The 22,369-nt window shown below is 69.5% G+C and carries 21 protein-coding genes; 10 read left to right on the forward strand and 11 right to left on the reverse strand.

Going from position 1 to position 22,369, the window contains the following annotated elements:
- The 4 genes from NO998_RS01050 (at position 1) to serS (ending at position 5,970) form a co-directional block, all read left to right on the forward strand.
- A complete protein-coding gene (locus NO998_RS01050; RefSeq protein ID WP_267645133.1) occupies positions 1–1,977 on the forward strand; it encodes an AMP-dependent synthetase/ligase in 1,977 nt (658 codons plus the stop codon).
- Positions 1,978–2,073: 96 nt separating this feature from the next.
- The gene (locus NO998_RS01055) at positions 2,074–3,948 is read left to right on the forward strand and encodes a cation:proton antiporter domain-containing protein (protein ID WP_267645134.1); all 1,875 of its coding nucleotides are present in this window, start codon (positions 2,074–2,076) and stop codon (positions 3,946–3,948) included.
- Between the two features lie 82 nt (positions 3,949–4,030).
- Positions 4,031–4,420 (forward strand): hypothetical protein, encoded by a 390-nt coding sequence (locus NO998_RS01060; protein ID WP_267645135.1) that lies wholly within the window; start codon positions 4,031–4,033, stop codon positions 4,418–4,420.
- A gap of 176 nt (positions 4,421–4,596) precedes the next feature.
- A complete protein-coding gene (gene serS, locus NO998_RS01065) occupies positions 4,597–5,970 on the forward strand; it encodes a serine--tRNA ligase (protein ID WP_267645136.1) in 1,374 nt (457 codons plus the stop codon).
- A gap of 206 nt (positions 5,971–6,176) precedes the next feature.
- Here the strand turns inward: serS and NO998_RS01070 are convergent, their stop codons facing one another.
- The 3 genes from NO998_RS01070 to infB form a co-directional block, all read right to left on the reverse strand.
- Entirely contained in the window at positions 6,177–6,359 is a 183-nt protein-coding gene (locus NO998_RS01070; RefSeq protein ID WP_267645137.1) for an AbrB/MazE/SpoVT family DNA-binding domain-containing protein, read from the reverse strand.
- 102 nt (positions 6,360–6,461) lie between these two features.
- Entirely contained in the window at positions 6,462–6,941 is a 480-nt protein-coding gene (locus NO998_RS01075; RefSeq protein WP_267645138.1) for a hypothetical protein, read from the reverse strand.
- Between the two features lie 107 nt (positions 6,942–7,048).
- Positions 7,049–8,863, reverse strand: a complete 1,815-nt coding sequence (gene infB / locus NO998_RS01080) for a translation initiation factor IF-2 (protein WP_267645139.1) — start codon at positions 8,861–8,863, stop codon at positions 7,049–7,051.
- Positions 8,864–9,018: 155 nt separating this feature from the next.
- Between infB and NO998_RS01085 the strand changes: the two genes are divergently transcribed.
- Both NO998_RS01085 and NO998_RS01090 read left to right on the forward strand, forming a co-directional pair.
- Positions 9,019–9,264 carry a PRC-barrel domain-containing protein gene (locus NO998_RS01085; protein WP_267645140.1) on the forward strand — a complete coding sequence of 82 codons (246 nt, stop codon included), beginning with the start codon at positions 9,019–9,021 and terminating at the stop codon, positions 9,262–9,264.
- Complete coding sequence (locus NO998_RS01090) at positions 9,265–9,723, forward strand: NOB1 family endonuclease (RefSeq protein ID WP_267645141.1); 459 nt, start codon at positions 9,265–9,267, stop codon at positions 9,721–9,723.
- 17 nt (positions 9,724–9,740) lie between these two features.
- Here the strand turns inward: NO998_RS01090 and NO998_RS01095 are convergent, their stop codons facing one another.
- Positions 9,741–10,469: a CPBP family intramembrane glutamic endopeptidase gene (locus NO998_RS01095; protein ID WP_267645142.1), complete on the reverse strand. Its 729-nt coding sequence runs from the start codon at positions 10,467–10,469 to the stop codon at positions 9,741–9,743.
- Between the two features lie 122 nt (positions 10,470–10,591).
- Positions 10,592–11,878 carry a glucose-6-phosphate isomerase gene (locus NO998_RS01100; RefSeq protein ID WP_267645143.1) on the reverse strand — a complete coding sequence of 429 codons (1,287 nt, stop codon included), beginning with the start codon at positions 11,876–11,878 and terminating at the stop codon, positions 10,592–10,594.
- A gap of 307 nt (positions 11,879–12,185) precedes the next feature.
- On the opposite strand from NO998_RS01100, the gene NO998_RS01105 reads away from it, so the two are divergent.
- From NO998_RS01105 to NO998_RS01115, 3 genes are all read left to right on the forward strand, one after another.
- Positions 12,186–12,653, forward strand: a complete 468-nt coding sequence (locus NO998_RS01105) for a universal stress protein (protein ID WP_267645144.1) — start codon at positions 12,186–12,188, stop codon at positions 12,651–12,653.
- Positions 12,654–12,699: 46 nt separating this feature from the next.
- Positions 12,700–13,887: a DHH family phosphoesterase gene (locus tag NO998_RS01110; RefSeq protein ID WP_267645145.1), complete on the forward strand. Its 1,188-nt coding sequence runs from the start codon at positions 12,700–12,702 to the stop codon at positions 13,885–13,887.
- Positions 13,888–14,047: 160 nt separating this feature from the next.
- Positions 14,048–15,595 carry a sensor histidine kinase gene (locus tag NO998_RS01115; protein ID WP_267645146.1) on the forward strand — a complete coding sequence of 516 codons (1,548 nt, stop codon included), beginning with the start codon at positions 14,048–14,050 and terminating at the stop codon, positions 15,593–15,595.
- A 6-nt stretch (positions 15,596–15,601) separates the two neighbouring features.
- Here the strand turns inward: NO998_RS01115 and NO998_RS01120 are convergent, their stop codons facing one another.
- The 4 genes from NO998_RS01120 to NO998_RS01135 form a co-directional block, all read right to left on the reverse strand.
- The gene (locus NO998_RS01120) at positions 15,602–16,036 is read right to left on the reverse strand and encodes a DUF5807 family protein (RefSeq protein WP_267645147.1); all 435 of its coding nucleotides are present in this window, start codon (positions 16,034–16,036) and stop codon (positions 15,602–15,604) included.
- Between the two features lie 48 nt (positions 16,037–16,084).
- A complete protein-coding gene (locus NO998_RS01125) occupies positions 16,085–16,552 on the reverse strand; it encodes a DUF7112 family protein (protein ID WP_267645148.1) in 468 nt (155 codons plus the stop codon).
- Positions 16,553–16,570: 18 nt separating this feature from the next.
- Positions 16,571–16,966 (reverse strand): 30S ribosomal protein S6e, encoded by a 396-nt coding sequence (locus NO998_RS01130; protein ID WP_267645149.1) that lies wholly within the window; start codon positions 16,964–16,966, stop codon positions 16,571–16,573.
- 63 nt (positions 16,967–17,029) lie between these two features.
- Positions 17,030–17,524, reverse strand: a complete 495-nt coding sequence (locus NO998_RS01135) for a DUF7529 family protein (protein ID WP_267645150.1) — start codon at positions 17,522–17,524, stop codon at positions 17,030–17,032.
- An 85-nt stretch (positions 17,525–17,609) separates the two neighbouring features.
- Here NO998_RS01135 and NO998_RS01140 point away from each other — a divergent pair, with 85 nt between their 5' ends.
- Positions 17,610–17,873 (forward strand): DUF7573 domain-containing protein, encoded by a 264-nt coding sequence (locus NO998_RS01140; RefSeq protein ID WP_267645151.1) that lies wholly within the window; start codon positions 17,610–17,612, stop codon positions 17,871–17,873.
- 15 nt (positions 17,874–17,888) lie between these two features.
- Here NO998_RS01140 and mutL read toward each other — a convergent pair whose 3' ends face one another.
- The gene (mutL, locus tag NO998_RS01145) at positions 17,889–19,601 is read right to left on the reverse strand and encodes a DNA mismatch repair endonuclease MutL (protein ID WP_267645152.1); all 1,713 of its coding nucleotides are present in this window, start codon (positions 19,599–19,601) and stop codon (positions 17,889–17,891) included.
- Positions 19,598–22,276, reverse strand: coding sequence for a DNA mismatch repair protein MutS (gene mutS / locus NO998_RS01150; RefSeq protein WP_267645153.1), 2,679 nt, complete (start codon positions 22,274–22,276; stop codon positions 19,598–19,600). Before mutS ends, mutL begins: the two co-directional genes overlap by 4 nt.
- Positions 22,277–22,369 lie beyond the last annotated feature (93 nt).

A 22,369-nucleotide genomic window follows, 5' to 3' on the forward strand; every position in this document is an offset into this window, starting at 1 on the left:
ATGGATATTCGCGAGGCCGAGCAGGGGTTCGACCACCCTGTAATCGGGGACGACACGCTGCCGGCGATGTTCGAGGCCAGCGCCGAGCGCAACGCCGGGAACGTCGCCCAGCGCTACAAGGGGGGGATCTACGATCGGTCGCTGGTCGCGTCGGGCGTCGTCGACGCCGCGCCGACGGGTGACTACGCCGACCTGCGCTACGAGGAGACCCGGGAGGTCGTGCGCAACCTCGCTGCGGGGTTCCGGGACCTCGGCATCGAAGCGGGCGACCGCGTCGGCCTCTTCGCCAACACCCGGATGGAGTGGGCCCAGACCGACTTCGCCGTGCTCGCCGCCGGCGGCGTCGTCACCACCGTCTACAGCGGTTCCTCCCAGACCCAGACGGAGTACCTCCTCGACGACGCGGGCGCCGACGGCGTCGTCGTCGAGAACGGGGACCTGCTCCACAAGGTGCTCGCCGTCGAGGACGACCTGGATCTCTCCTTCATCGTCGTGATGGACGAACCCGCCGACGGCAGCGGCGCCGCGGGGGCGGTCCGGGACCGCGACGACGTGTTCACGCTCGGTGACCTCCACGAGCGCGGCGCCGAGGCGTTCGACGAGGAGACCTACCAGGGCTGGCTTGACGAGCGCCACCCCGAGGACTTGGCGAGCCTTGTCTACACCTCCGGGACGACCGGCCAGCCCAAGGGCGTACAGCTGACCCACTGGAACTTCCGCTCGAACGTGAACCAGTGTTTCCGGCGGTTCGGCCCCCGCCCCGACCGCGACCCGGACATGCCGACGACCGACACCGACACCGTCGCACTCTCGTTCCTGCCGCTCGCGCACGTCTTCGAACGGCTCTCGGGGCACTTCCTGATGCTCGCCGTCGGCGCTACCGTCGCCTACGCCGAGAGCCCCGACACGCTACGTGAGGACTTCCAACTCGTCAAGCCGACGACGTTCACCAGCGTCCCCCGCGTGTACGAGAAGCTCTACGCCGCCGTGCGCGAACAGGCCGGCGAGTCGCCGGTCAGCAAACGGATCTTCGAGTGGGCCGTCGACGTGGCCCGCGACTACGAGCGCGCCGAGAACCCCGGGATGCTCCTCTCGGCCCAACACGGGATCGCCGACCGACTCGTCTACTCCAGCGTCCGGGAGGCGCTGGGCGACAACATCGACTTCTTCGTCTCCGGCGGCGGCAGCCTCTCGGAGGACCTCTGCCGGCTGTTCCACGGCATGGGCATCCCGATCCTCGAGGGCTACGGCCTGACCGAGACCGCACCCGTCCTGAGCGTCAACCCAATCGAGGACCCCAAGCCCGGAACGATCGGACCCCCGGTCGTCGACGTGGAGACCCGGATCGACGAGTCCGTCGGCGTCGTCGACGACGGCACGACCTCCGGGCAGACCGGGGAACTGCTCGTCCGCGGCCCGAACGTCACCGACGGCTACTGGGAGAAACCCGAGGCGACCGAGGAAGCCTTCCTCGAGGACGAGGACGGCGGCGAGCCGTGGTTCCGGACCGGCGACGTGGTCGAGATTCGAGAGGACGGCTACATCACCTTCCGCGAGCGCGCCAAACAGCTGATGAAGCTCTCGACGGGCAAGATGGTGCCGCCGGGGCCCATCGAGGACGCCTTCGCCGAGAACGAACTGATCGAGCAGGTGATGGTCATCGGCGACGCCCGGAAGTTCGTCAGCGCCTTGGTCGTCCCCGAGTTCGAGGCCGTCCGGGCGTGGGGCGAGAGCGAGGGGCTCGACCTCCCCGAGAGCGACGCCGAACTCTGTGGCGACGACCGCGTCCGCGACCGCATCCAGTCGGAAGTCGAGTCGATCAACGAGCGCTTCGAGAGCCACGAGCGGATCAAGCAGTTCCGGCTGGTCGAGGAGGAGTTCACCCCCGAGAACGACCTGCTGACGCCGACGATGAAGAAGAAACGCCGCAAGATCCTCGACCGCTGGGCCGACGAGGTCGACGACCTCTACGAGTGACCATCCGGGCGTGGGATAGTAGCCACGTTTAAGCGACCCCGTCGGGAACTTTTCGGTGTGCGGTCGAATCGACAGTTCATGACCGGGGGAGCGTAGATGGCCGGGAACGAGTCCGCCGTCCTGATCGCCGTCGTCGCCGGGATTATCGGCGTCGGCGTCGTCGCGCAGGTGCTGTCGGACCGGTTCCAGGTGCCCAGCGTCGTCTTCCTGATCGCTGCGGGCATCCTGCTGGGGCCGGAGGGAACGAACCTGCTCAACCCCGAGGGGTTCGGGACGGCGCTGCCCGCCATCGTCGGGCTCTCGGTCGCCATCATCGTCTTCGAGGGGGCGTTCCACCTCCGCATCGAACAGCTCCGCGAGGCGCCACAGACGGTGTTCCGGTTGGTCACGCTCGGCGCGCTGATCGCGCTGGTCGGGACCGCCGCCGCCGTCAACTTCTTCCTCGGCGCGGGCTGGCCGGTCTCGTTCCTTATCGGCTCCCTGCTGGTCGCGACGGGGCCGACCGTGATCGCGCCGATCCTCGAAGTGGTCCCGGTCAGGGACCGCGTCGGGGTCGCCCTCGACACGGAGGGGATCGTCAACGACGTGACCGCAGCCATCACCGCGGTGGTCATCTTCAACATCATCACCACCGACGCCTCCGGCGCCGGCGCGCTGGTCCGCCAGTTCGCCCAGCGACTCGGGTACGGGCTGTTGGTCGGCATCGCCGTCGCCGCGGTGATGTACTACGCGCTCCAGTACGTCGACCTCTCGCCGGGGAACGCCCCGCGAAACGCCCGGCTGCTCGTACTCGCGGGCGCGCTCGTCGCCTACGCGGCGGCGAACTACCTCGCCAGCGAGTCCGGCGTCGCCGCCGTCGCCGTCGCCGGCGTGCTGCTCGGCAACGCCGACGTGCCCTACGAGGAGGACATCGCGGCGTTCAAGGGCGACGTGACGCTCGTGGTGCTCTCGTTCGTCTTCATCATGCTGGCGGCGCTACTGGAGTTCTCGGTGCTGATCAACCTCGGCATCGGGGGGCTGGCCGTCGTCGCCGTCGTCGCACTGGTGCTCCGGCCGCTGCTGGTGTTCGTCTCCAGCGTCGGCGACCGGTACACGCGCGAGGAGCGACTGTTCATGAGCTTCGTCGGCCCGCGCGGGATCATTCCCGCCTCGGTGGCGACGCTGTTCGCCATCGAACTCCGGAGTCCCGAAGTCGGGATGCCCGGGGCCGCCGACCTGCTCGTCGGCACCGTCTTCCTGACCATCCTGCTGACCGTCGTGTTCGAGGCGGGGCTGGCCCGCCGCATCGCGGAGAAACTCAACGTCATACCTATGCGAGTCATCATCGTCGGAGGCGGGGACGTGGGCCGAGAGCTCGCGACCCGTCTCGAAGACCGAGGCGAGGACGTAGTCATCGTGGAGAAGAACCAAGACCGGATCCAGGGGGCCCGCGACGCGGGCTTCACGGTCCACGCGGGCGACGGCACCGAGACCGACGTGCTGCGCTCGGCCGGCGCCGACAACGCCAAGTTCGTCATCGCCGCTACAGGCGACGACGACGCGAACCTACTGATCTCTCAACTCTCCCAGTCGAAGTTCGACCCGAAGGAGGTCATCACCCGGACCAACAACCCCGAGAACGTCGACGCCTTCGAGGAGTTGGGCGTGACGACCATCTCCTCGGCGATGGCCACGGCACAGGCCATGGACAACCACATCGAGCGCCCGGCGCTCGCCAACTGGATGCGCGGCATCGGCGAGTCCGGCGACGTGCAGGAGATCGAGGTCACCGCCGACGTACTGGTCGGCCGGACGGTCCGGGACATCGGTCCGGACCTCCCCGGGGGCTGCCTGATCGGGCTGGTCTGCCGTGACGGGGACTCCTTCGTCCCCGAGGCGGACTTCACGCTCGAACGCGGCGACCGGATCACCTTCATCGGCCCCAAGGAGGCGGTCCGCGAGGCGATGGCGTGGGCCCACCCCGAGGAGTAGCGGCCTGCTGACCCCGGGCGAGACCCGACGACTCCCGGCCGCGACGACAACCGTTTTCTCCGACCGACCCCGATCATCGGTGATGGCGCTCTCACGCCGCGCGTTCCTGCCGCTCCCCCTGCTCGCGCTCTCCGGCTGTACGGTGCTGACGAACACCGACGTGGAGTTGGCGATCGAGAACCGCAGCAGCGGCGCCCAGGAGGTGACCGCGACGGTGACGCCGGTCGCCGAGTACGACCCCGACGACCCGCCGGAACCGGACTACGAGGGGACGATCCCACCCGGCTCCCGTCCCATCGTCGGCGACGTGGCCCCCTCGCCGCCCGAGGGTGAGCCACCGATCCCGGTCCGGGTCGAGGTCGTCGCCGGCCCCTACGACCTCCTCGAAGAGGTCGACGTGACCGGCCCCGGAACGATCGACGTGCGGATCACCCGCAACGGCCTCGACGTCTTCTTCGCGGCCCACGACTGAGGCGGAGCGGCGACTGACGGAACCGGTTTCCACGAGGGAGGTGATCGCTACCGCCATCGGTTCCCACGATGCCGGTGACCGCTACCGCCATCGGTTCCCACGATGCCGGTGACCACTACCGCCATCGGTTCCCACGGACCCGACACGGTTTTCCCGAATCACCGAGAAATCGGGCCATGATCAGCAGACGGACCCTCCGAGAGGAGCCCGAGCGCGTCCGGGACGCACTCGACGCGAAGGGCGTCGACGACGTCGACGTCGACGAGATTCTCGCGGTCTACGACGAGTGGCGCGAACTCAAAGGCGAGGGCGACGAACTCCGCCACGAGCGCAACGAGGTCAGCCGGAGCATCGGCGAACTCAAACGCGAGGGCAAGGAGGAGGAAGCCGAGGAAGCCATCGAGCGATCGAGCGACCTCAAGGCGCGACTGAACGAGATCGAGGACCGCGCCGACGACCTCGAAGCCGAACTCGAGGAGGCGATGCTCCACATCCCGATGCTCCCCGACGAGGACGTGCCCCGCGGTGCCGACGAGAGCGAGAACGTCGAGCGCCGCCGCGAGGGGTTCGACGATCTGCGTGACCTCCCCGACGAGGTGACGCCCCACTACGACCTCGGCGAGGAACTCGACATCCTCGACTTCGAGCGCGGCGCGAAAGTCAGCGGCGGCGGCTACTACTTCGCCAAAGGCGAGGGCGCCCGCCTCGAACACGCGCTGATCCAGTTCTTCCTCGAAACTCACCGTGAACAGGGGTACACCGACGTGTTCCCGCCGATCCCGGTTAACAGCCGCTCGATGGAGGGCACCGGCCAGTTCCCGAAGTTCACCCAGGACGCCTATCGGCTGGAGGGGAGCCACGACGAACCGTACGACGACGACGACCTCTGGCTGCTCCCGACCGCCGAGGTCCCGGTCACGAACCTCCACCGCGACGAGATCCTGCTCGACGACGACCTGCCGCTGAAGTACCAGGCCTACTCGCCCAACTTCCGCCAGGAGGCTGGCGAACACGGCACCGAGACCCGTGGGATCGTCCGGGTCCACCAGTTCAACAAGGTGGAGATGGTCAACTTCGTCCGCCCGGAGGAGAGCGACGAGCGCTTCGAGGGGCTCGTGAGCGAGGCCGAGTCGGTCCTGCAGGCGCTCGGGCTCCCCTACCGGATTCTGGAGATGTGTACGGGCGACCTCGGGTTCACGCAGGCCAAGAAGTACGACATCGAGGTCTGGGCGCCCGGCGACGACATGGCCGAGGGCCCCGAGCAGGGTGGCCGCTGGCTCGAAGTCTCGTCGGTGTCGAACTTCCGGGACTTCCAGGCCCGGCGGGCGGGGATCCAGTACCGCCCCGAACAGCACGAGTCGGCGGAGTACCTCCACACGCTCAACGGCTCGGGCGTCGCCGTCCCGCGCGTGCTCGTGGCGATTCTGGAGTACTACCAGAACGAGGACGGCACCGTCGACGTGCCCGAGGCGCTCCAGCCCTACATGGGCGGGCAGGAGGTCGTCGAGGGTCACGACCCGGTGAGTGAGAGCGCCGTCGGCGACGAGTAGCGAGACGACCGCCGGTCGTCTCGGAACGACGAGCGGCGAACCCCGTGAGCCGCGAGTAGCAGGATAGGGAAACCCCGCGAGGAACTTTTCGGCTGAACAAGGGAACGAGCGGCGACGCTACGGAGCGGAACTGAACGGTAAAAGGCCGACCCACGGGGATGGATCGGCGACGAGTCGAGGGAACGGGTGACCCGCGGGGGCGGGCTTCAGAGCTCTTCGGGCGGCAGGAACTGTGGCGTCTCGTCGTCCGGGGAGTCCGTCCAGAACACCTGATCGCCCTTCTCCAGGTCGTAGCGTTCGGCGATCTCCTTCGGGATGGAGACGGTGTAGCCGCCGTTGGACTCCTGTACGGTCCGACTGTCGGCGTACGGTCCTCTGCACTGTGGCATACACACCGGTACGGGAGAGATCACCTTCAAGCGTTGGCAGACATCGCTCGCGAGCCTGAAACGTGTCTGACGCGCGTCGGTCGGGCGTCGCCGTCGCGGTCCTCACTGCGCCGCGCTGTCGGTCCCACAGCTACCGACGCTCCCCTCGAACTCCGCACAGTCCGCCCGAACCCGGACGGAGAACGATTCCTCGGCCGGGCCGTCGGGCCGGTAGTCGACCGCCGCGGTCAGGCAGTCCGGCGAACTATCGACCCGGTCGAGCAGGTCGAACCGTTGCCACTCCCCGCCATCGACGCGGGCGGCGACGACGTACTCGCCGTCTTGAGGGTCCCACGTACAGTCGGCGACGGCGCCGGGAAGCACGTCGTCGCTTTTCGACTCGACGGTGTGGGTCGACTCGTGGACCGTCTCGCCGTCACGGTCGACGCGGAGGCCGAAGCGGTGGCTCTCCCGTTCGTCCCAGTTGCTGACCGTCAGGCGTCCGAGCGTCGTCGACGCGCCGAGACGGGGGAGGCCCTGACAGCCCGCGAGGCCTGCCACGCCGGCGACGCCCAGCGTGCCGAGGAGGGATCGGCGTTTCACGGGCGAGATCCGTGGCTCCGCGGGAAATGCTTTGTGTCGGACGGGGTGGGCGTTACACCGTCGCGGTATCACGCTTCGTGCCCGCGGGAGCGAACGTGGGGGCTGGGCTACTTCCCCCAGAAGGGGTCGCGCTTGCGCATCTTCTCCAGGTACGCGTTCAGCGCCTCGCGCTCGTCGGCCGGGATCTCCTCTTTGAGTTCCTGTTCGAGGATCTTCGCGTGTTTCTCGGGCAGGTAGATCCAGAGTTCGTCGCCCTCCTCGATGTCCCGACCCACCGTCGGGCCGTCGATGGCGATGCTGACGCGGCTGCCCGCGCGGGCCTCGTCCACGTCCTCGCCCTGTTCCTGCATCCCGGAGAGCTCCCCGATCCGGGTCGGCTCGCCGTTCTCGAACTTCGCCACCCGGCGGTTGTTCTCGATGGTGCCGGCGAGGATCTCGACGCCGACGACCGCGGGGTTGTTCTGCCGGAACGTGTGGTCCTGCAGGATGCGGAAGCGGGCCGGTCGGTGGATCTTGTCGAGGACGGTCTCCTGCTGTTCGCGCTGGCGTTCCTCGACGAACTCCTCGTAGTCCTCGACGAGCTGATAGATCACGTCGTGGTTGAACAGCCGAACGTCCTGCCGGTCGAGTTCGCGCTCGGCGTCGGGGAGCACGTCGACGTTGAACCCGAGAATCACGCGGTTCTCGGCCTCGTTTGCGGTGCTGGCGACCGCCACGTCACGCGGCGCGATATCGCCGACCTCCGCCCGGAGGATCGGGATTTCGGCCTCCTGGAGCGCATTGGCCATCGCCTCCAGACTGCCGAGCGTGTCGGCTTTGACGACGACGCCCTGCTCTGCGGTTTCGACTTCGATCTCGGAGAGTTCGGCCTCGACCTCCTCGATCACGTCCTCGAGCGGGCGACCACGGACCACGCGGACCGGCGCGCCGGCCATCGCGTCGTCGAGGTCCGGTGCCGCGAGTTTCACGCCGGAGGCGGCCTGTACGGAGTCGAGCCGTTCGAACTCCTGTTCGGTCCGGATCTCCGAGAGCGCCCGTGGGCGAAGCAGCGCGCGGACCTCCGTGACGATGGGGCCCTCGACGCCGCCGACGACGATGCGGTCGCCCTCCGTGACGGTACCGTCGTACAGCACCACGTCGAGCGTCGCGCCGAACCCCTTCTCGTCTTTCACCTCGAGGACCGTCCCCTTCCCGGGGCCGCCCAGATCGATCTCCATCTCGTTTTTCATGTAGCGCTGGGAGAGCCCCATCAGCACCGCCAGCAGGTCGGGCACTCCCTCGCCGGTCATCGCCGAGACGGGGACGACGCCGATGTTACCTTGGAAGTTCTGGACGCGCCAGTAGAGGTCCGCCGAGAAGCCGGCGTCGGAGAGTTGGCCGATGATCTCGTAGAGGTTCTCGTCCAGTCGCTGCCGGGCGCGGTCGGACTGGGCGTCGTAGGTCTGTTTCACCGGGCTGTCGGGTTTGGGGTTCCAGCCGGGGGTGGTGTCGACCTTGTTCGCGGCGACGACGAACGGCGTGCCGGTGCGCCGGAGGATGTCCAGCGCCTCCTCGGTCTGGGGCTGGAAGCCGTCGTTCACGTCGACGACGAGGACGGCGATGTCCGCGAGTGCGCCCCCGCGGGCCCGGAGCGTCGAGAAGGAGTGGTGGCCGGGCGTGTCGATGAACAGCAGCCCCGGCAGGTCGAAGTCGTCGGCCATCACGAGGTCGCCGGCCATCGACGAGACGGTGTCGAGGGGGACGGCGGTGGCGCCGATGTGCTGGGTGATGGCGCCGGCCTCACCCTCGCTGACGGCAGAACCGCGGATCTTGTCTAGCAGACTCGTCTTCCCGTGGTCGACGTGGCCGAGCACGGCGACGATGGGGGTCCGGAGCGATCCGGGATCAACGTCGGCGTCGGTATCGTGGTTGGCGTCAGGCATCGAAAATCACCGAGAGAACGTCTCTTGACTGGAAGGAATCGCGGGCGCCAGTTACCTGTTTCGACTCTCTACGGTCGCGAGCGTCGCCGCCGTCGCCGCCGACCGTGTGGACCGGCCCCGTGGCGTTTATCACGCCACGGCCTGTTTTGGGGCCTATGGCCGACATACTCGCCGAGAACCTCTCGGGGAAAGCAGTCATGGGCTCGGACGGCACCGAGCTCGGCATGCTGTACAACATCACCATGGACCTCAAGACGGGCGAACTCCACGACCTGCTCGTCTCGCCCAACGAGGACACGCCCCGCGGCAAAGTGAACTTCGAGCGCGACGAAGGCGGTCGGTTCCGGGTGCCGGTCTCCCGGGTGCAGGCCGTGAAGGACTACATCGTCATCCAGCGATAGATGGAGGTCCTCGACACGTCCGCGTTCATCCACGAGTACCACACCGACGACGAGACGGTCTCGATTCCCCTCGTGAAAGAGGAGCTACAGGGGGAGACCGAGTACCGCTTCGACGCGATGGAGGGCGCGGGGATGGACATGCACCTGCCGGCCGACGAGACGGTCGACCGCGTGGGCCGGGCCGCAACCGAGACGGGCGACGCCGGCGAGATATCCGAGACCGACACGCGGCTGCTCGCCACCGCGTTCGAACTCGACGCCACGCTGGTCACCGACGACTACGCGATGCAGAACGTCGCCGAGAAACTCGACGTCGACGTCCAGGTCATCGCCCGCGAGGGGATCCAGGAGAAACGCGAGTGGACGTTCCAGTGTGCGGGCTGTGGCCGCGAGTTCGACGAGGACCGCGAACGCTGTCCGATCTGTGGCAGTGACCTCGCACGGAAGAACCCCGCCTGATTCTCGCCGCTCGATTCTCAGCCGAACGTTACGTACTGGATCGCGTAGATGACGGCGTTGTACACGCCGTGGGCGACCATCGGCACGACGAGGTTCCCGGTGCGCTCGTAGAGATAGCCCAGCAGCGAGCCGAGCAGGAACGAGAACACCACGTAGGCGATCGCCCCGCTCCCGCTTCCGATGTAGTGTAGCGACCCGAACAGCGCGCTCGCCCCCAGGATGGCCGGCCACGGGCCCCACGCGCGTTTCAGCAGTCCCTGAATCCCGCCACGCACCAGCAGCTCCTCGGCGGGCCCGACGACGAACACCGAGACGGGGATCATCAACAGGAAGTACGCCGCCTCGCGGCCGGCGGGGTCGGTCGCCGGGTTCTGGGACGGGGAGACGTCGATCAGCGAGAACGCGGTCAACAGCACGATCTGGAGCACGTAGAGCACGGCGGCGGCGCCGAGGGCGACCGCCGCCCCCCGACGGTCCGGCAGTTTCCACGAGAGCAACTCCCGATCACCCGCGGCGGCGATGAACAGCACCACCGGCGCGGCGAAGCCGACGAACTGCGCGAGCGTGTTCAGGATGTCGTAGGCGGTCGTCCCCGCGGCGACGCCCAGTCCCGGAGCGACGCTCGCCCACAGCGACACCCCGACGCTGCCGCCGAGGACGCCGGAGACGAACAGCACGAACGCCTGCATCGTCCGGAGCAATGCCGGACCGGAGATGGGACGCTCGGGCCGGGAGGTCTGACTCATCGTTGGAACGTGCAGTCGGGCAGGCAAAGCGGTGACGGTCGGTGACGCCGGCGATGGTATGGTTCGGCCGGCGTGGAGGCTCGGTGACGCCGGCACCGTCGTGGTTCAGCCGGCGTCGACGCCTACTCAACGACGAGCCGTTCCTTCCCGCGAACCGCCTCTGCCTCCTCGAACTCGCCGCCGCCGAGCAGGCCGCGAGCGGCCTTCTTCCCCCACTCCACGGCGGGCTGGGTGAACGTCGAGAGATCCGCGAGTTCGCCGTAGCAGACGCAGGCGGCCTCCATCCCGAACAGGAGTTCGCCGAGCCCGCGCTCGTCGACGCGGTCGATCTCGATCCGGACGTTCGGACAGTCGGCGGCCGTCAGGCTGGCTTCGGTCGCCCGGAACTCCGCGTCGAGCAGCGTCCCGAGCGAGGAGCCGCCGAGGTAGGAGAGGCCGTCCAGATCGGTTTCGGGAATCCCGCGGTCGGCGCGTTCTGTGGGTCGGACGAGCGTCACCAGCTTGTCCCGCGGGCCGGCGCGGTACAGCTGCAGTTGGGAGTGCTGGTCGGTCGCGCCGAGCGCCCGGGCGGGGGTCTGGCCCTGCCCGTCCTTGCCGAGGCTCTCGGCCCAGAGTTGGGCGAACCATTCGGCGAACGTCTCCAGCGATTCGGCGTACGGCATGAACGCGTTCGTGACGGCGCCGCGTTCGGCCAGCGCGTAGCTGGTCGCGCCGTAGGCGTAGGCGGGCGAGTCGTAGAGCGAGCCCGCGAGTCGGTCGCGCTCGTCGGCGGCGCCGGCGAGTACGGCCTCGATGTCGTGGCCCTGGATCGCTGCCACCGCCAGCCCGACCGTCGAGAGCACGGAGAACCGCCCCGGAACGCCCTCGGGCACGTCCAGCGCCGGCAGGTCGTGCTTCTCCGCGAGGTTCCGGAGGTTCCCCTTCGGCCCCGTGGTGACGAAGGTGCGCTCGGTCCAGTCGACGCCGTCGCGCTCCATCGCCTCGCGGACGACGAGGAAGTTCGAGAGCGTCTCGGCGGTCGTGCCGGAGTTCGAGACCACGTTGACCGTAGTACGGGAGAGGTCGAGCGAGTCGAGCAGTCGCGTCGTGTGCTCGGGGTCGACGTTGTCGAGGAAGTAGGCGCCCACGTCGCTCTCCAGCCCCTTGGCGAGCGTCGCGGCGCCGAGGGCGCTGCCGCCGATGCCGACCGTGAGCACCGCCCCGCTGTCGGCGAAGGGGGCGACGGCGTTCCGGATAGCGTCGGGGTCGGCGGTCTCGGGAAGGTTCAACGCGGCGTAGCCGAACGCGTCGTCGTCCATCCCGTCGGCGATCCGTTCGTGGGCGGCGGCCACGTCGGCGTCCAGTTCGTCGAGGGCGTCGCGGGTCAGGGACGGCTCCCCGCCCAGCGCGTTGCCGATGTCGGTACGCATGGCTGGATGGGTGAGCGGGGCGGGGAAGTAGCTTCTGAGAACGCGTCGGTACGCTTCGGCGGTGTGGCCGCTTCTGGGACGGTAGCTCGGTCGGCGGCGACAGGGACGGCGACGGCATCGAGACGCATGGCCACTTGTGACCGCTCGGTTCCGGGCACGAGGCCCGGAACAGCCCCGGATCCCTCTTCCTCCCCCGCGAGCGCCACATCGGCGCCCGCGAGGCGCCCACCGCTCTGCAACCGCGGGCGCGTTACGTACCACGTATCAGGCCCGTCGGAGTTATGCCGCCGGGCCCGAACGAACGCGTATGTTCGACACCATCGTCATCGCGACCGACGGCTCCGAGAGCGTCCAGCGGGCGGTCGGCGTCGCGCTCGACCTCGCCGAGCGCTTCGACGCCGACGTGCACGCCCTGTTCGTCGTCGACGAGCGCGAGGTCGAGAGTTCCCCGGAGAGCGTCCGCGAGGAGCTCCGCGCCGCACTCGAAGACGACGGCGAGGACGCCGTCGCGAGCGTCGCGACCCGCGCCGAGAGCGCCGTCACCACCGCCGTCCGGTCGGGCCGGCCCGCAGCGACCATCTCCGACTACGCCCGCGAGGTCGGCGCCGACGTGGTCGCCACCGGCACCCGCGGCCGCCACGGCGAGAACCGCTACCTGATCGGCGGCGTCGCCGAGCGTGTCGTGCGGCGCTGTCCCGTCCCGGTGCTGACCGTGCGACAGCTCGAAGGCGAGGGGACGACCGACGCCGAGTCCGAGCCGGAAACGCCCGCCTAGCCCGGCGTTCCACCGGCCTTATACCCCGGCTGGGCGACTGTCCGGTATGGACGACGAACTCATCGAGACGAGCGAACTCTCCCTGCACCGGCGCTCGCTGCTGCCCGGGAAGGGCTTTTTCTACCCCGACTCGCTCTCCGAGGACCGAACCGAGGAGCGCATCGCCGAGGCCGTCGACGGCGCCGAGGCCGTGGTCATCACCGACTCCGACGCCGACGGCCTGGGCTGTGTCGCCCTGATCCGCGAGGCCCGCGGCGCCGCCCTCGACGTGGTTCCCTTCGAGGAGGAACTGGCCGCGGAGGTTGCCGGCGACGCCGCCGACGAGGACGACGATGACGACGAGAAGGGCGAGGACGAGGAGCCCCACGAGCGCTCGACGGTCGCGCTGGTCGCCTCCGGGCCGGGACAGATCGAGGAGTCCCTGGAACTGGTCGCCAAGCACGTCGAGGAAGGCACCGACGCCTACGTCTGCGACATCTGCCCGGACAGCTTCGAGTACATCGCCGAGGACCTCGACGCGCTGGTCGAGCGCTGTGGCGAGGTGCGGTGGTTCGACCACCACCAGTGGGACGCTGACCTCGAACAGAGCGTCCGCGACGCCGGCGTCGACCTCGTCATCGGCGACAGCGAGGAGGAGTGCACGACGGACGTGACCCTGCGCTCGCTCGACTACGAGTTCGACGAGCGCTACGCCGAACTCGCGGAAGTCACCCGGGATCACGACCTCTGGCTCAAGCAGGACGAACGCAGCGACGACCTCGCGGACTACGCCTACTGGAGCGGCCCGGAGGAGTACGCCACCATCGTCGGCGAGTACGGCGCCGCCCTCCCCGAGACGGTGCTCGACTACGTCGAACACCGACGTGTCGAGAAGGAGCGCCGCATCGACGCCGCCGTCTCGCGGGCGAACCGCCGGGAGATCGGCGACTGGACCGTCGGCTTCACCTACGGCCGCTGTTCCCAGAACGAGGTCGCCGAGACGCTCCGCGAGCAGGGCTGTGACGCCGCCGTGATCGTCAAACCCTCCGGGAGCGCGTCGATCCGTGGCTCGGAAGGCTTCGAGCGCTGCCACGAGGTCGCCGGCCAGGTCAACGGCGGCGGCCACCCGAAGGCCGCGGGCTGCAAGCCCGACATCTACGACGACATGCTCGACATGGCCCAGCACTGGACCAGCGAGGGTCGCGCGACCCGGACCGTGATCCGACGGGCGTTCGAGGAACTGGTCGAGGAGTAGCGACGGCGGGCGGCCGATCCCGGGACGGTTCCTGTCTCCGGTCGTCGGATCGGGAGGAACGTCCAGCATTCGCCCCGAGCGAACCACTCGACGCCGAAACCGGGCTGTTTTCGCCGGGAACTCTTTACCTCTGGTCCAATATGGGCGTAGTTGTGCATCCATGGGGAAACACCTGAACTACGGCGGGCTCGTCGTCGCGGGACTCGGGTTCTTCCTCACACGATTCACCGTGACGCTTGCGCTCTACGACGATACCGTCCAGTTCTACCTGGCGGGTGTCGTGCCGCTCGCGCTCGGCCTCGGGCTGGCGGCCTTCGGCGTGGCGCTGGCGGTGGCCGACGTCGACGGGGCGATGGTCCGGACGACCACGATCTGGGCTGTGATCGGGTTCGCCACGATGGCGGTGTTGGTCGGACTGACGCTGGCGGGCTCGACCGCCGACGGGCGGCTGTCCGTGGAGGTCGCTCGGACACGGACGTATCTGTCGAACTTCCTCATCGGCGGAAGCATCGGCGGCACGCTGACCGGGCTGTACGCCGCACGCAACCGACGCCAGCGGGGCGTGCTCCGCGAACAGACCAACCGCCTGGTGACCATCAACCGACTCCTCCGGCACGAGGTCCTCAACGCCGTGAGCGTGATCCGGGGGTACGCCAGCGTCGACCCCGAGGAGCACCCGAACGGGATGTCGGTGATCGACAAACGTGCGGCGGATATCCAACAGACGATCGAGGAGGTGCGCTACTTCACCAACAGCAGCGGGGGGAACGGCCCCGGGCCGACGCCACGTGACCTCGGCGCGGACCTCCACGAGAGCATCGCGACGATCGGCGAGCGTTACCCCGACGTGGACGTCTCGGTCGAGTCGGTCCCCGATGACGTGACCGTGTTCGCGAACGAACGGCTGGGGCTCGTCTTCACCAACCTACTCGAGAACGCCGTGGTCCACGGCGAGGACCGGACGCCGGCGGTCACCGTCGAGACGACGCCGGCAACCGTCGCCGTGAGTATTACCGACGACGGGTCGGGGCTCCCCGAGAGCCAGCGAGCACTGCTCGAGACCGGCGATATCGACGAGTTCGACAACCCGAAGGTCGGGTTCGGTCTGAACGTGGTTCGACTGCTCGTCACGAGCTACGGGGGGAATATCGACACCGCCGTCGACGACAGTACGACGGTGACGGTGACGCTAAGCCGCGCCCAGCCCCAGGGGGTCGAGGTCCGACCGAGCAGGTCGGACCTGGCAGGGGTTCGTCCCGCCGCCCCACACCTCGTGGTGGCCTGTGCCGCAGCGTTGGTCGCCGGTGTCGCCTACAGCGTTGTCTCGGGGTTCTTGGGGGGCTCGGTCGCGGGTATCGGCGTCTTCTACGGGACGGCGGACCCCGTCGTCGGCTGGCTCACCCACGAGTTCCACAGCGTCGTCTTCGGGTTCACGTACGTGGGCGTGCTCTCGCTCGTGCTGGAGCGGTACCGGAACACCACTGCGACCTACGCCGTCGTCGGGGTGGTCTGGGGGCTGCTCGTCTGGGCCGTCGCCGCCAGCGTCGTCGCCCCGGTCTGGCTTCAGTTGCTCGGGATCCCCACATCGGTTCCCAACTTCTCACTCCCGCTGCTGGCGAGCCACCTCGTCTGGGGGGTGACGTTGGGTCTGGGTACGGCCCTCGGCTACACGTACGTCATGCCTCGGCTCGGCGAGAGCGTTGAGTAGCCTGGCTTACGCGTCGCGACTCCCCACGATCCACTTCTCGGAGTACGACTCCCCGCAGGAACACTTCGCGTAGGCGTGCATCACGTCGCCCTCCCCGTACATCCCGCCGACCTCCTGGTTCTCGGCCTCGGCGAACGCGAAGACGTACTTGACCGTGTGCTCCCCGCCGTCGCCGTCCTTGGGACAGGTCCCGCCCGCAAGGTCGGCGTTGACGCTGCCGCCCTCGCCCATCGCTTCCTTGGCGAACTCCATCGCGCCCTGCCCGGTGCCGGCGCTGAACAGCTTTCGCCCCTGCTCGCCCGGCCGGACGAGCATGACGCCGCCGTCGACCTCCTCGCCGGCGTCTGCGAGTTTGCCCGCCTCGTCCAACTGATCGTCGGCGAGAAACAGCGCCACGTCCTCCAGCCGTTCGCCCGCGAGGAACTCAGAGAGCTTGCTCATACCCCGACGAGGCGCCTGAGCGGGAAAAAGCGACCGCGTTGCAGTCGGTCAGTCGAGGTCGAAGGGGTCGTCGCCGTCGTCGTCGCTCCCCCCATCCAGACTTTCCGCGATCCCCTGTAGCGAACCACCCGGCCCGCTGGTGTCGCGGTAGAACGCCCGTTCGCCGGGGAGTCGGACGCCGTAGCGCTCGCCGGCCTCGATCTCGTCGATCTCGACGGGGTCGCCGGGCTCCCGACCCACGTTGCGGAGCCACTCCACGAGGCGGTTCTCGGCGCGACCCGGGTCACGGGCCTCGCTTTTGAGGTCGTAGGCGCCGCGGATCAGCAGGCCAGTGCTGTCGCCCTGCACCTCGGCGTGGCGTGCCTCGCCGTCGACGACGAGCGTGACGAACGAGCCCTGTTCGAGGTCGAGAGCGCTCGGGAGACGCAGACAGGGGCGCCGGGTGCCGCCGCTGCGGGCCACCTCGGCCCGTTCGGTGTGAACGCTGGCGTGGTCGCTGGGGATGCGGTCGGCCATCGAAAAGCGTGTGTGAACTTACTCCTCGCCGTCGTCGTCGCCCTCGCCGAACGCCGCGGCGACGTCCTCGTCGCCGCGGGCGGTGGCGTTGACCTGCGCGGACTCCTCGCTGAACTCGGCGCCACGGACCGTGATTCGGCGTCGCTCGCCGTCCTTCTCGGGCTTGAAGCCGACGCCGTCCTCGAGCAGGAGCTGCTTGAGGTTCGGGCCAGCCACGTCGGCGCGCATCGGTCGGCCGGCGGCGTCCGAGCCACCGGTGAGTTCGAGGGTGGACTCCGAGAGCCCGACCACGTCGCCGTCGACCTCGTCGCCGAGCGAGCGCCCGAGGAATCGGTTTGCGTCCTGTCCGTCGACCGTCGTCTGGTACGTCTTACCCGTGTCGGGGTCCGACACGACGAGATTGAGTTCGGCCATACCCGAAAATCTCGGCCGCGGCTGAAAAACACGTCGAAACCGCCCGTTCCGGAGGGGTGGGGCCTACTCCTCGCCGGGAAGCAGCGCCTCGGGGTGTTGCTGGACGAACAGCACGCGCTCGCTGTCGTCGAGGGGGCGGACGTAGAGTCGGCTCTCGCCCGACTCCTCGATCCGCCGGACCGTCTCCTCGGCGTCATCGACCTTGTAGTAGATCGGGATGAGAACGGCCCGTTCGGCGGCCTCGGCCTTCATCACGACAACCGCGAACACGACGCCGTTGGTCTGGGCGTTGTACGCCTCGTACTCGTCGAACTCGGCGCCGTCGACGGCGTCCTGCACGTCGGCGAACTCGTTGCCGGGGGCCATCACGTCGAAGCCCGTTCGGTCGTCCTCGTAGCCGTCCTCGGTCTCCAGTCGGGGCAGCGGCGTCACCGCGCCGGGGTGGAGTTCGACGGTCTCCCAGCCGGCCTCCCGGAGTTCGGCCGCGGTGGCCTCCATGTCCTCGACGGTGTTCTCCCAGAGGTCGGTCATACCCTGCAGCGGGTGTCCGGGGCTCATGCCCGGGTGTCGGCCCGTGGGAACTGAAAAGGGTTCGCTTCCGGCGGACGCCAACGCTAAGCCCACGCCGGCCCCACGCCGAGCCATGAGCGACGACGCCAGCCTGACGGACTTCTCGGGCGGCGACGACGGCGACGACACGTCGGCGGCCGACAACGAAGGCTCCGCTGAGGCGGCCGACCCCCTCGACGAACCCACCTTCACCTACACGTCGACGCCCCACGGGGCGGCGTGTGCGGCCTGCGGTGCGACCGTGGAGAAACGGTGGCGCGCCGGCGAGGGTGGCGCCGCGGACGCCCCCGACCTCGACCCCGACGCGCTCGTCTGCCCGGACTGCAAAGAGTGGTAGCGACCGACGCGACCGTTACTCCCGTTCGAACCCCGCCGCCAGCGTCCCCGCGCTCACGCTGAGCACCGTCGGCCGGCCGTGCGGGCAGGCGAACGGCTGCTCGCACTGGCCGAGTCGGTGGACGAGCGACTGGGCCTGTTCGTCTTCCAGCGTGTCGCCCGCCTTCAGCGACGGGTGACAGGCCAGGTCGGCGAGCGCCGCCTCGCGGGCGTCAGCGGGGTCGTCGCCGCGGGCGAGCGCCGCGAGGACCTCCCGGAACGCCGCCGAGTCGGCGGGCCGACCCAGCGGCGCCGGTACCGTCGAGAGTTTCACCGTCGTCCCGCCGAACGGGTCGGCTTCGAACCCCAGCGCCGCGACTTCGTCGGCGCGCTCCTCGACGACCGCGGCCTCGGCGGGCGACAGCGAGACGGTTTCGGGCGGCGAGATTCCGACCCGTTCGATCGGCGTCCCCGAGACGGCGGCCCGCAGGCGCTCGTAGTTCACCCGCTCGTGGGCCGCGTGCTGGTCGATCACCAGCAGTTCCTCGCCCGCCACACAGAGCAGGTAGGTCTCGCGGAACTGCCCGAGCACCTCGGCGTCGGCGAGTGCGGAGTCGGCGTCGACCGGTTCGAGTGACTCTTCCAGCCCCATCGCCACCTCGCCCGAGCGCCGGAGGTCAGCCGTCGTCAGGGCGTCGTTGACGCCGGTTTCCACGGCCGCTTCGACGGCCTCGCGGGCCGCGAGCGCCACCTCGGCTTTCGCCGGGTGGACGTTCGCGTCGACTGTTTCGGGGGGAAGCGAAACCGAAACGACCGCGATGGGGTGGCGCCCGTTCGGGAGGAGCGTGCCGTAACCGCGCTCGACCGCGCGGCGGAGCCCCTCGTTGACGACTGGTCGGCCGTTGACCGCGGTCCGCAAGTGCGAGCGGTCGGCACGCGTGGTCGCGGGGGACGCGAGGACTCCTTCGACGTGGAGCGCGGCGCCGTTCGGTCCCTCACCCCCAGCCGAGAGCGTCGTCTCGTGGGTGAACGTCGTCGCCCCGGCGGCGACGTGGCGGTCGTAGACCGCGGCCAGCGTGTCCTCGTAGACGCCGCTCCCGGGGGTTTCGAACACGTCCCGCCCGTCGTGGGCGAGCGAGAACGACACGTCGGGACGGGTCAGTGCGTACCGCGCCACGAGGTCCGAGACCTTCGCGAACTCCGCGCCCGCGCCGCCGAGCGCTTCGAGTCGGGCCGGGCGGTCGGCGAAGAGGTCACGGACGATCACCGTCGTCCCGCGTGCCCGGCCGGCGTCGGTGATCTGGACGTCGCCGGGCGAAGCCCGGCTACCAGAGGGACTTCGTCCCTCGCTGCCCCCATCGCCGTCGACGACGAGTCGAGTCCCCGGTTCGCTCCCGTCGCTGGTGACCAGTTCGAGTCGGCCGGCGTCGGCGATGCTCGGCAGCGCCTCGCCACGGAAGCCGAGGCTCGTCGTCGCCGGCAGCTCCGCCGCGTCCCGGAGTTTGCTGGTCGCGTGGCGCTCGACCGCCCGCGCGGCGTCCCCCCGAGCCATCCCGTGGCCGTCGTCGGCGACGCGGAGTCGCTCGGTGCCGTCGCCGTCGACTTCGACGCGGACCGAGGCCGCGCCGGCGTCGAGCGCGTTGTCCAGCAGTTCGCCGACGACCCGTTCGGGCCGGGTGATCACCTCGCCGGCGGCGATGCGGTCGACCGTGGCGTCGTCCAGCCGTTCCACCGCGGGGGTGTCGCTCATCGGTCCGTGACGCGGTCCTGTAGCTCCTGCAGCCGGTTCAGCGCCTCCAGCGGCGTCGTCCTCGCGAGGTCGAGTTCGCGGAGTTCGGCCGCGAGGGCGTCCGCGCCGTCGGCGGCCGCACCCTCTGGTTCGGTTCCCGGCAGCGTCTGCTGGCCCGGGGGCGTCGAGGAGTCGGATGCCGCTTCGGACTCCCCATCTGCAGTTCCTGCACCGTCGGTCGCCGCCGGCGCCGTCGATGCCGCTGGCGCGCGCTCGTGGCCATCAGTCGCCTCGACCAGTTCGCGCGAACGTTCGACCACGGAGTCGGGCACGCCGGCCATCCGTGCAACCTCGACGCCGTACGACGACGACGAGGGGCCGTCGTCGACGCGGTGGAGGAACGTCACGTCGTCGCCGTCCCGGATCGCCGTGAAGTGGAGGTTGAACACGCCCTCGCGCTCGTCGGCCAGCGCGGTCAGGTCGTGGTAGTGCGTCGCAAAGAGCGTCCGGGCACCCACCTCGTCGTGGAGGAACTCCGTGGCCGCGCGGGCGATGGCGAGGCCGTCGGCGGTGGAGGTCCCGCGACCGACTTCGTCCAGCAGGACCAGCGAGTCCTCGGTGGCGTCGTGGAGGATGTCGGTGAGTTCGCTCATCTCGCGCATGAACGTCGACTGGCCCCCGGCGATGTCGTCGCTGGCGCCGACGCGGGTGAACACCCGGTCCAGCACGGGGAGGCTCGCCGAGCGGGCGGGGACGAAGCCGCCGGCCTGTGCGAGCACGGCGATCAGGCCGACCTGGCGCATGTACGTCGACTTCCCGCTCATGTTCGGGCCGGTGATGAGCGCGACGCCGCCCGCGGGCAGGTCGGCGTCGTTGGGGACGAACTCCGCCTGCGCGCGAGCGACGACGGGGTGGCGCCCGGCCTCGATTTCGAGGGCCTCGTCGCCGTCGTGGAACGTTGGCCGACAGAAGTCTGGGCCGACGGCGACCGTCGAAAGCGAGAGCAGCGCGTCCAGATCGGCGAGGTCGTCGGCCACGCCCTGCAGTCGGTCGGCGGCCTCGGCGACCTCGGCGCGCACCTCGCGGAACACGTCGTACTCCAGCGCGTCGGCGCGCTCGGCCGCGCCGAGGATTTCGTCCTCGCGCCGGCGGAGTTCGGGGGTGACGAACCGCTCCGAGTTCTTCAGGGTCTGGCGCCGGCGGTACTCGTCGGGCACCGAATCGAGGTGGCTGTCGGTCACCTCGATGTAGTAGCCGTGGACCTGATTGTGCCCGACTTCGAGGTTGTCGATCCCGGTTCGCTCCCGCTCCTGCTGTTCGAGGTCGGCGACCCACGCTCGACCCTCGCGCTCGGTCGACCGGACCTCGTCGAGTTCCTCGTCGAAGCCGTCGGCGATCACGCCGCCCTCGGTGATCTCCTGTGGCGGGTCCGCCGCGATGGCGCGCTCGATCAGCTCCCGCGTCTCCCGGAGTTCGTCGAGGTCGTCCCGCAGCCGACCGAGACGATCCGATTCGGCGTCCGCGAGGGCAGCTTTCAGGTTCGGAACGATCGAGAGCGTCCGGGCGACTGAGCGGAGGTCCCGGGCGTTCGCCCGCTCGCGGGACACGCGAGAGACGAGTCGTTCGAGGTCGTAGGCTGCGCGCAGTTCGTCGCGGAGTTCCTCGCGAAGCAGCGTCCGCGTCGAGAGTTCCCCGACGGCGTCGAGACGGCCCTCGATGGCCGCCCGATCGACCAGCGGCCGGCGGAGCCACGACGCCAGCCGGCGGCGCCCGAGCGCACAGACCGTCTCGTTCACCGTCTCGAACAGCGTGTCCCCCTCGCGGTCGCCGCCGGCGCGGTTCTCGAACAGTTCGAGGCTGCGGAGCGCGGCGGCGTCCAACCGCAGGCAGTCGGCGGGGTCGTAGCGCCGCACCCGCGAGACGTACTCGAGCGAGCCGTCGTCGCCCTGCGTGTACTCGGCGTACGCCAGCAGGCCGCCGACCGCGCGGGCCTCCACGGCCGCGAACCGGTCCGGGTCGGCGTACTCCGCGAGGGTCGCCCGTGCGGCGTCGACGGCGAAGGCGTCGTCGTCCCAGTCGGTGACGGGGCAGTCGGGATCCACCTCGGGGGTGCCCGGCCCCGAGATCAGTTCGGCGGGCCCGACACGGGCGACCTCTTCGCGTGCGCCCGCACGGTCGGCGGCGGGCGCGACCCGACACTCGCCGGTGGACACGTCGACGCTGGCGACGGCGTAGGCCGGGGCGTCACCGGTGTCAGCATCGGCGCCGACGACCGCCGCCACGTACGTCGAGTCGGGCGAGAGCAGTTCGTCGTCGACGACGGTGCCGGGGGTGATGATCTGAGTGACGGCGCGCTCGACGATGCCCGACGCCTCGCTCGGGTCCTCAACCTGATCGGCGACGGCGACGCGGTGGCCGGCGTCGAGCAGTCGCTCGATGTACTCCGCGGCGTTGTCGACGGGGATTCCCGCCGCGGCGTAGGTGCCGGTGGAGTCCTCGCGCTCGATCAGTGTGAGCTCACAGAGCCGCGCGACCTCCTCGGCGATGCCGCAGAACGTCTTGTAGAAATCCCCCACTCGGAACAGCACGAGCGCGTCGTCGTGCTCCGCACAGCGGTCGACGTACTGCTGGAGCATCGGCGTGAGCTCGTCGCGGCGCTCGGCCAACTCCGCCGGGGGACCAGTGACCGCAGACATGCCCGAACGAGGGCGGGCGACGCGGAAGAGCGTTACGCGAGCCGGCGGCCACGCCCGGTCGGTCGGGGTTATCCGATCCACCTAACGCATTAG

Origin of the sequence: Halolamina litorea (genome assembly GCF_026616205.1) — an archaeon.
Taxonomy (GTDB): Archaea; Halobacteriota; Halobacteria; order Halobacteriales; family Haloferacaceae; genus Halolamina; species Halolamina litorea.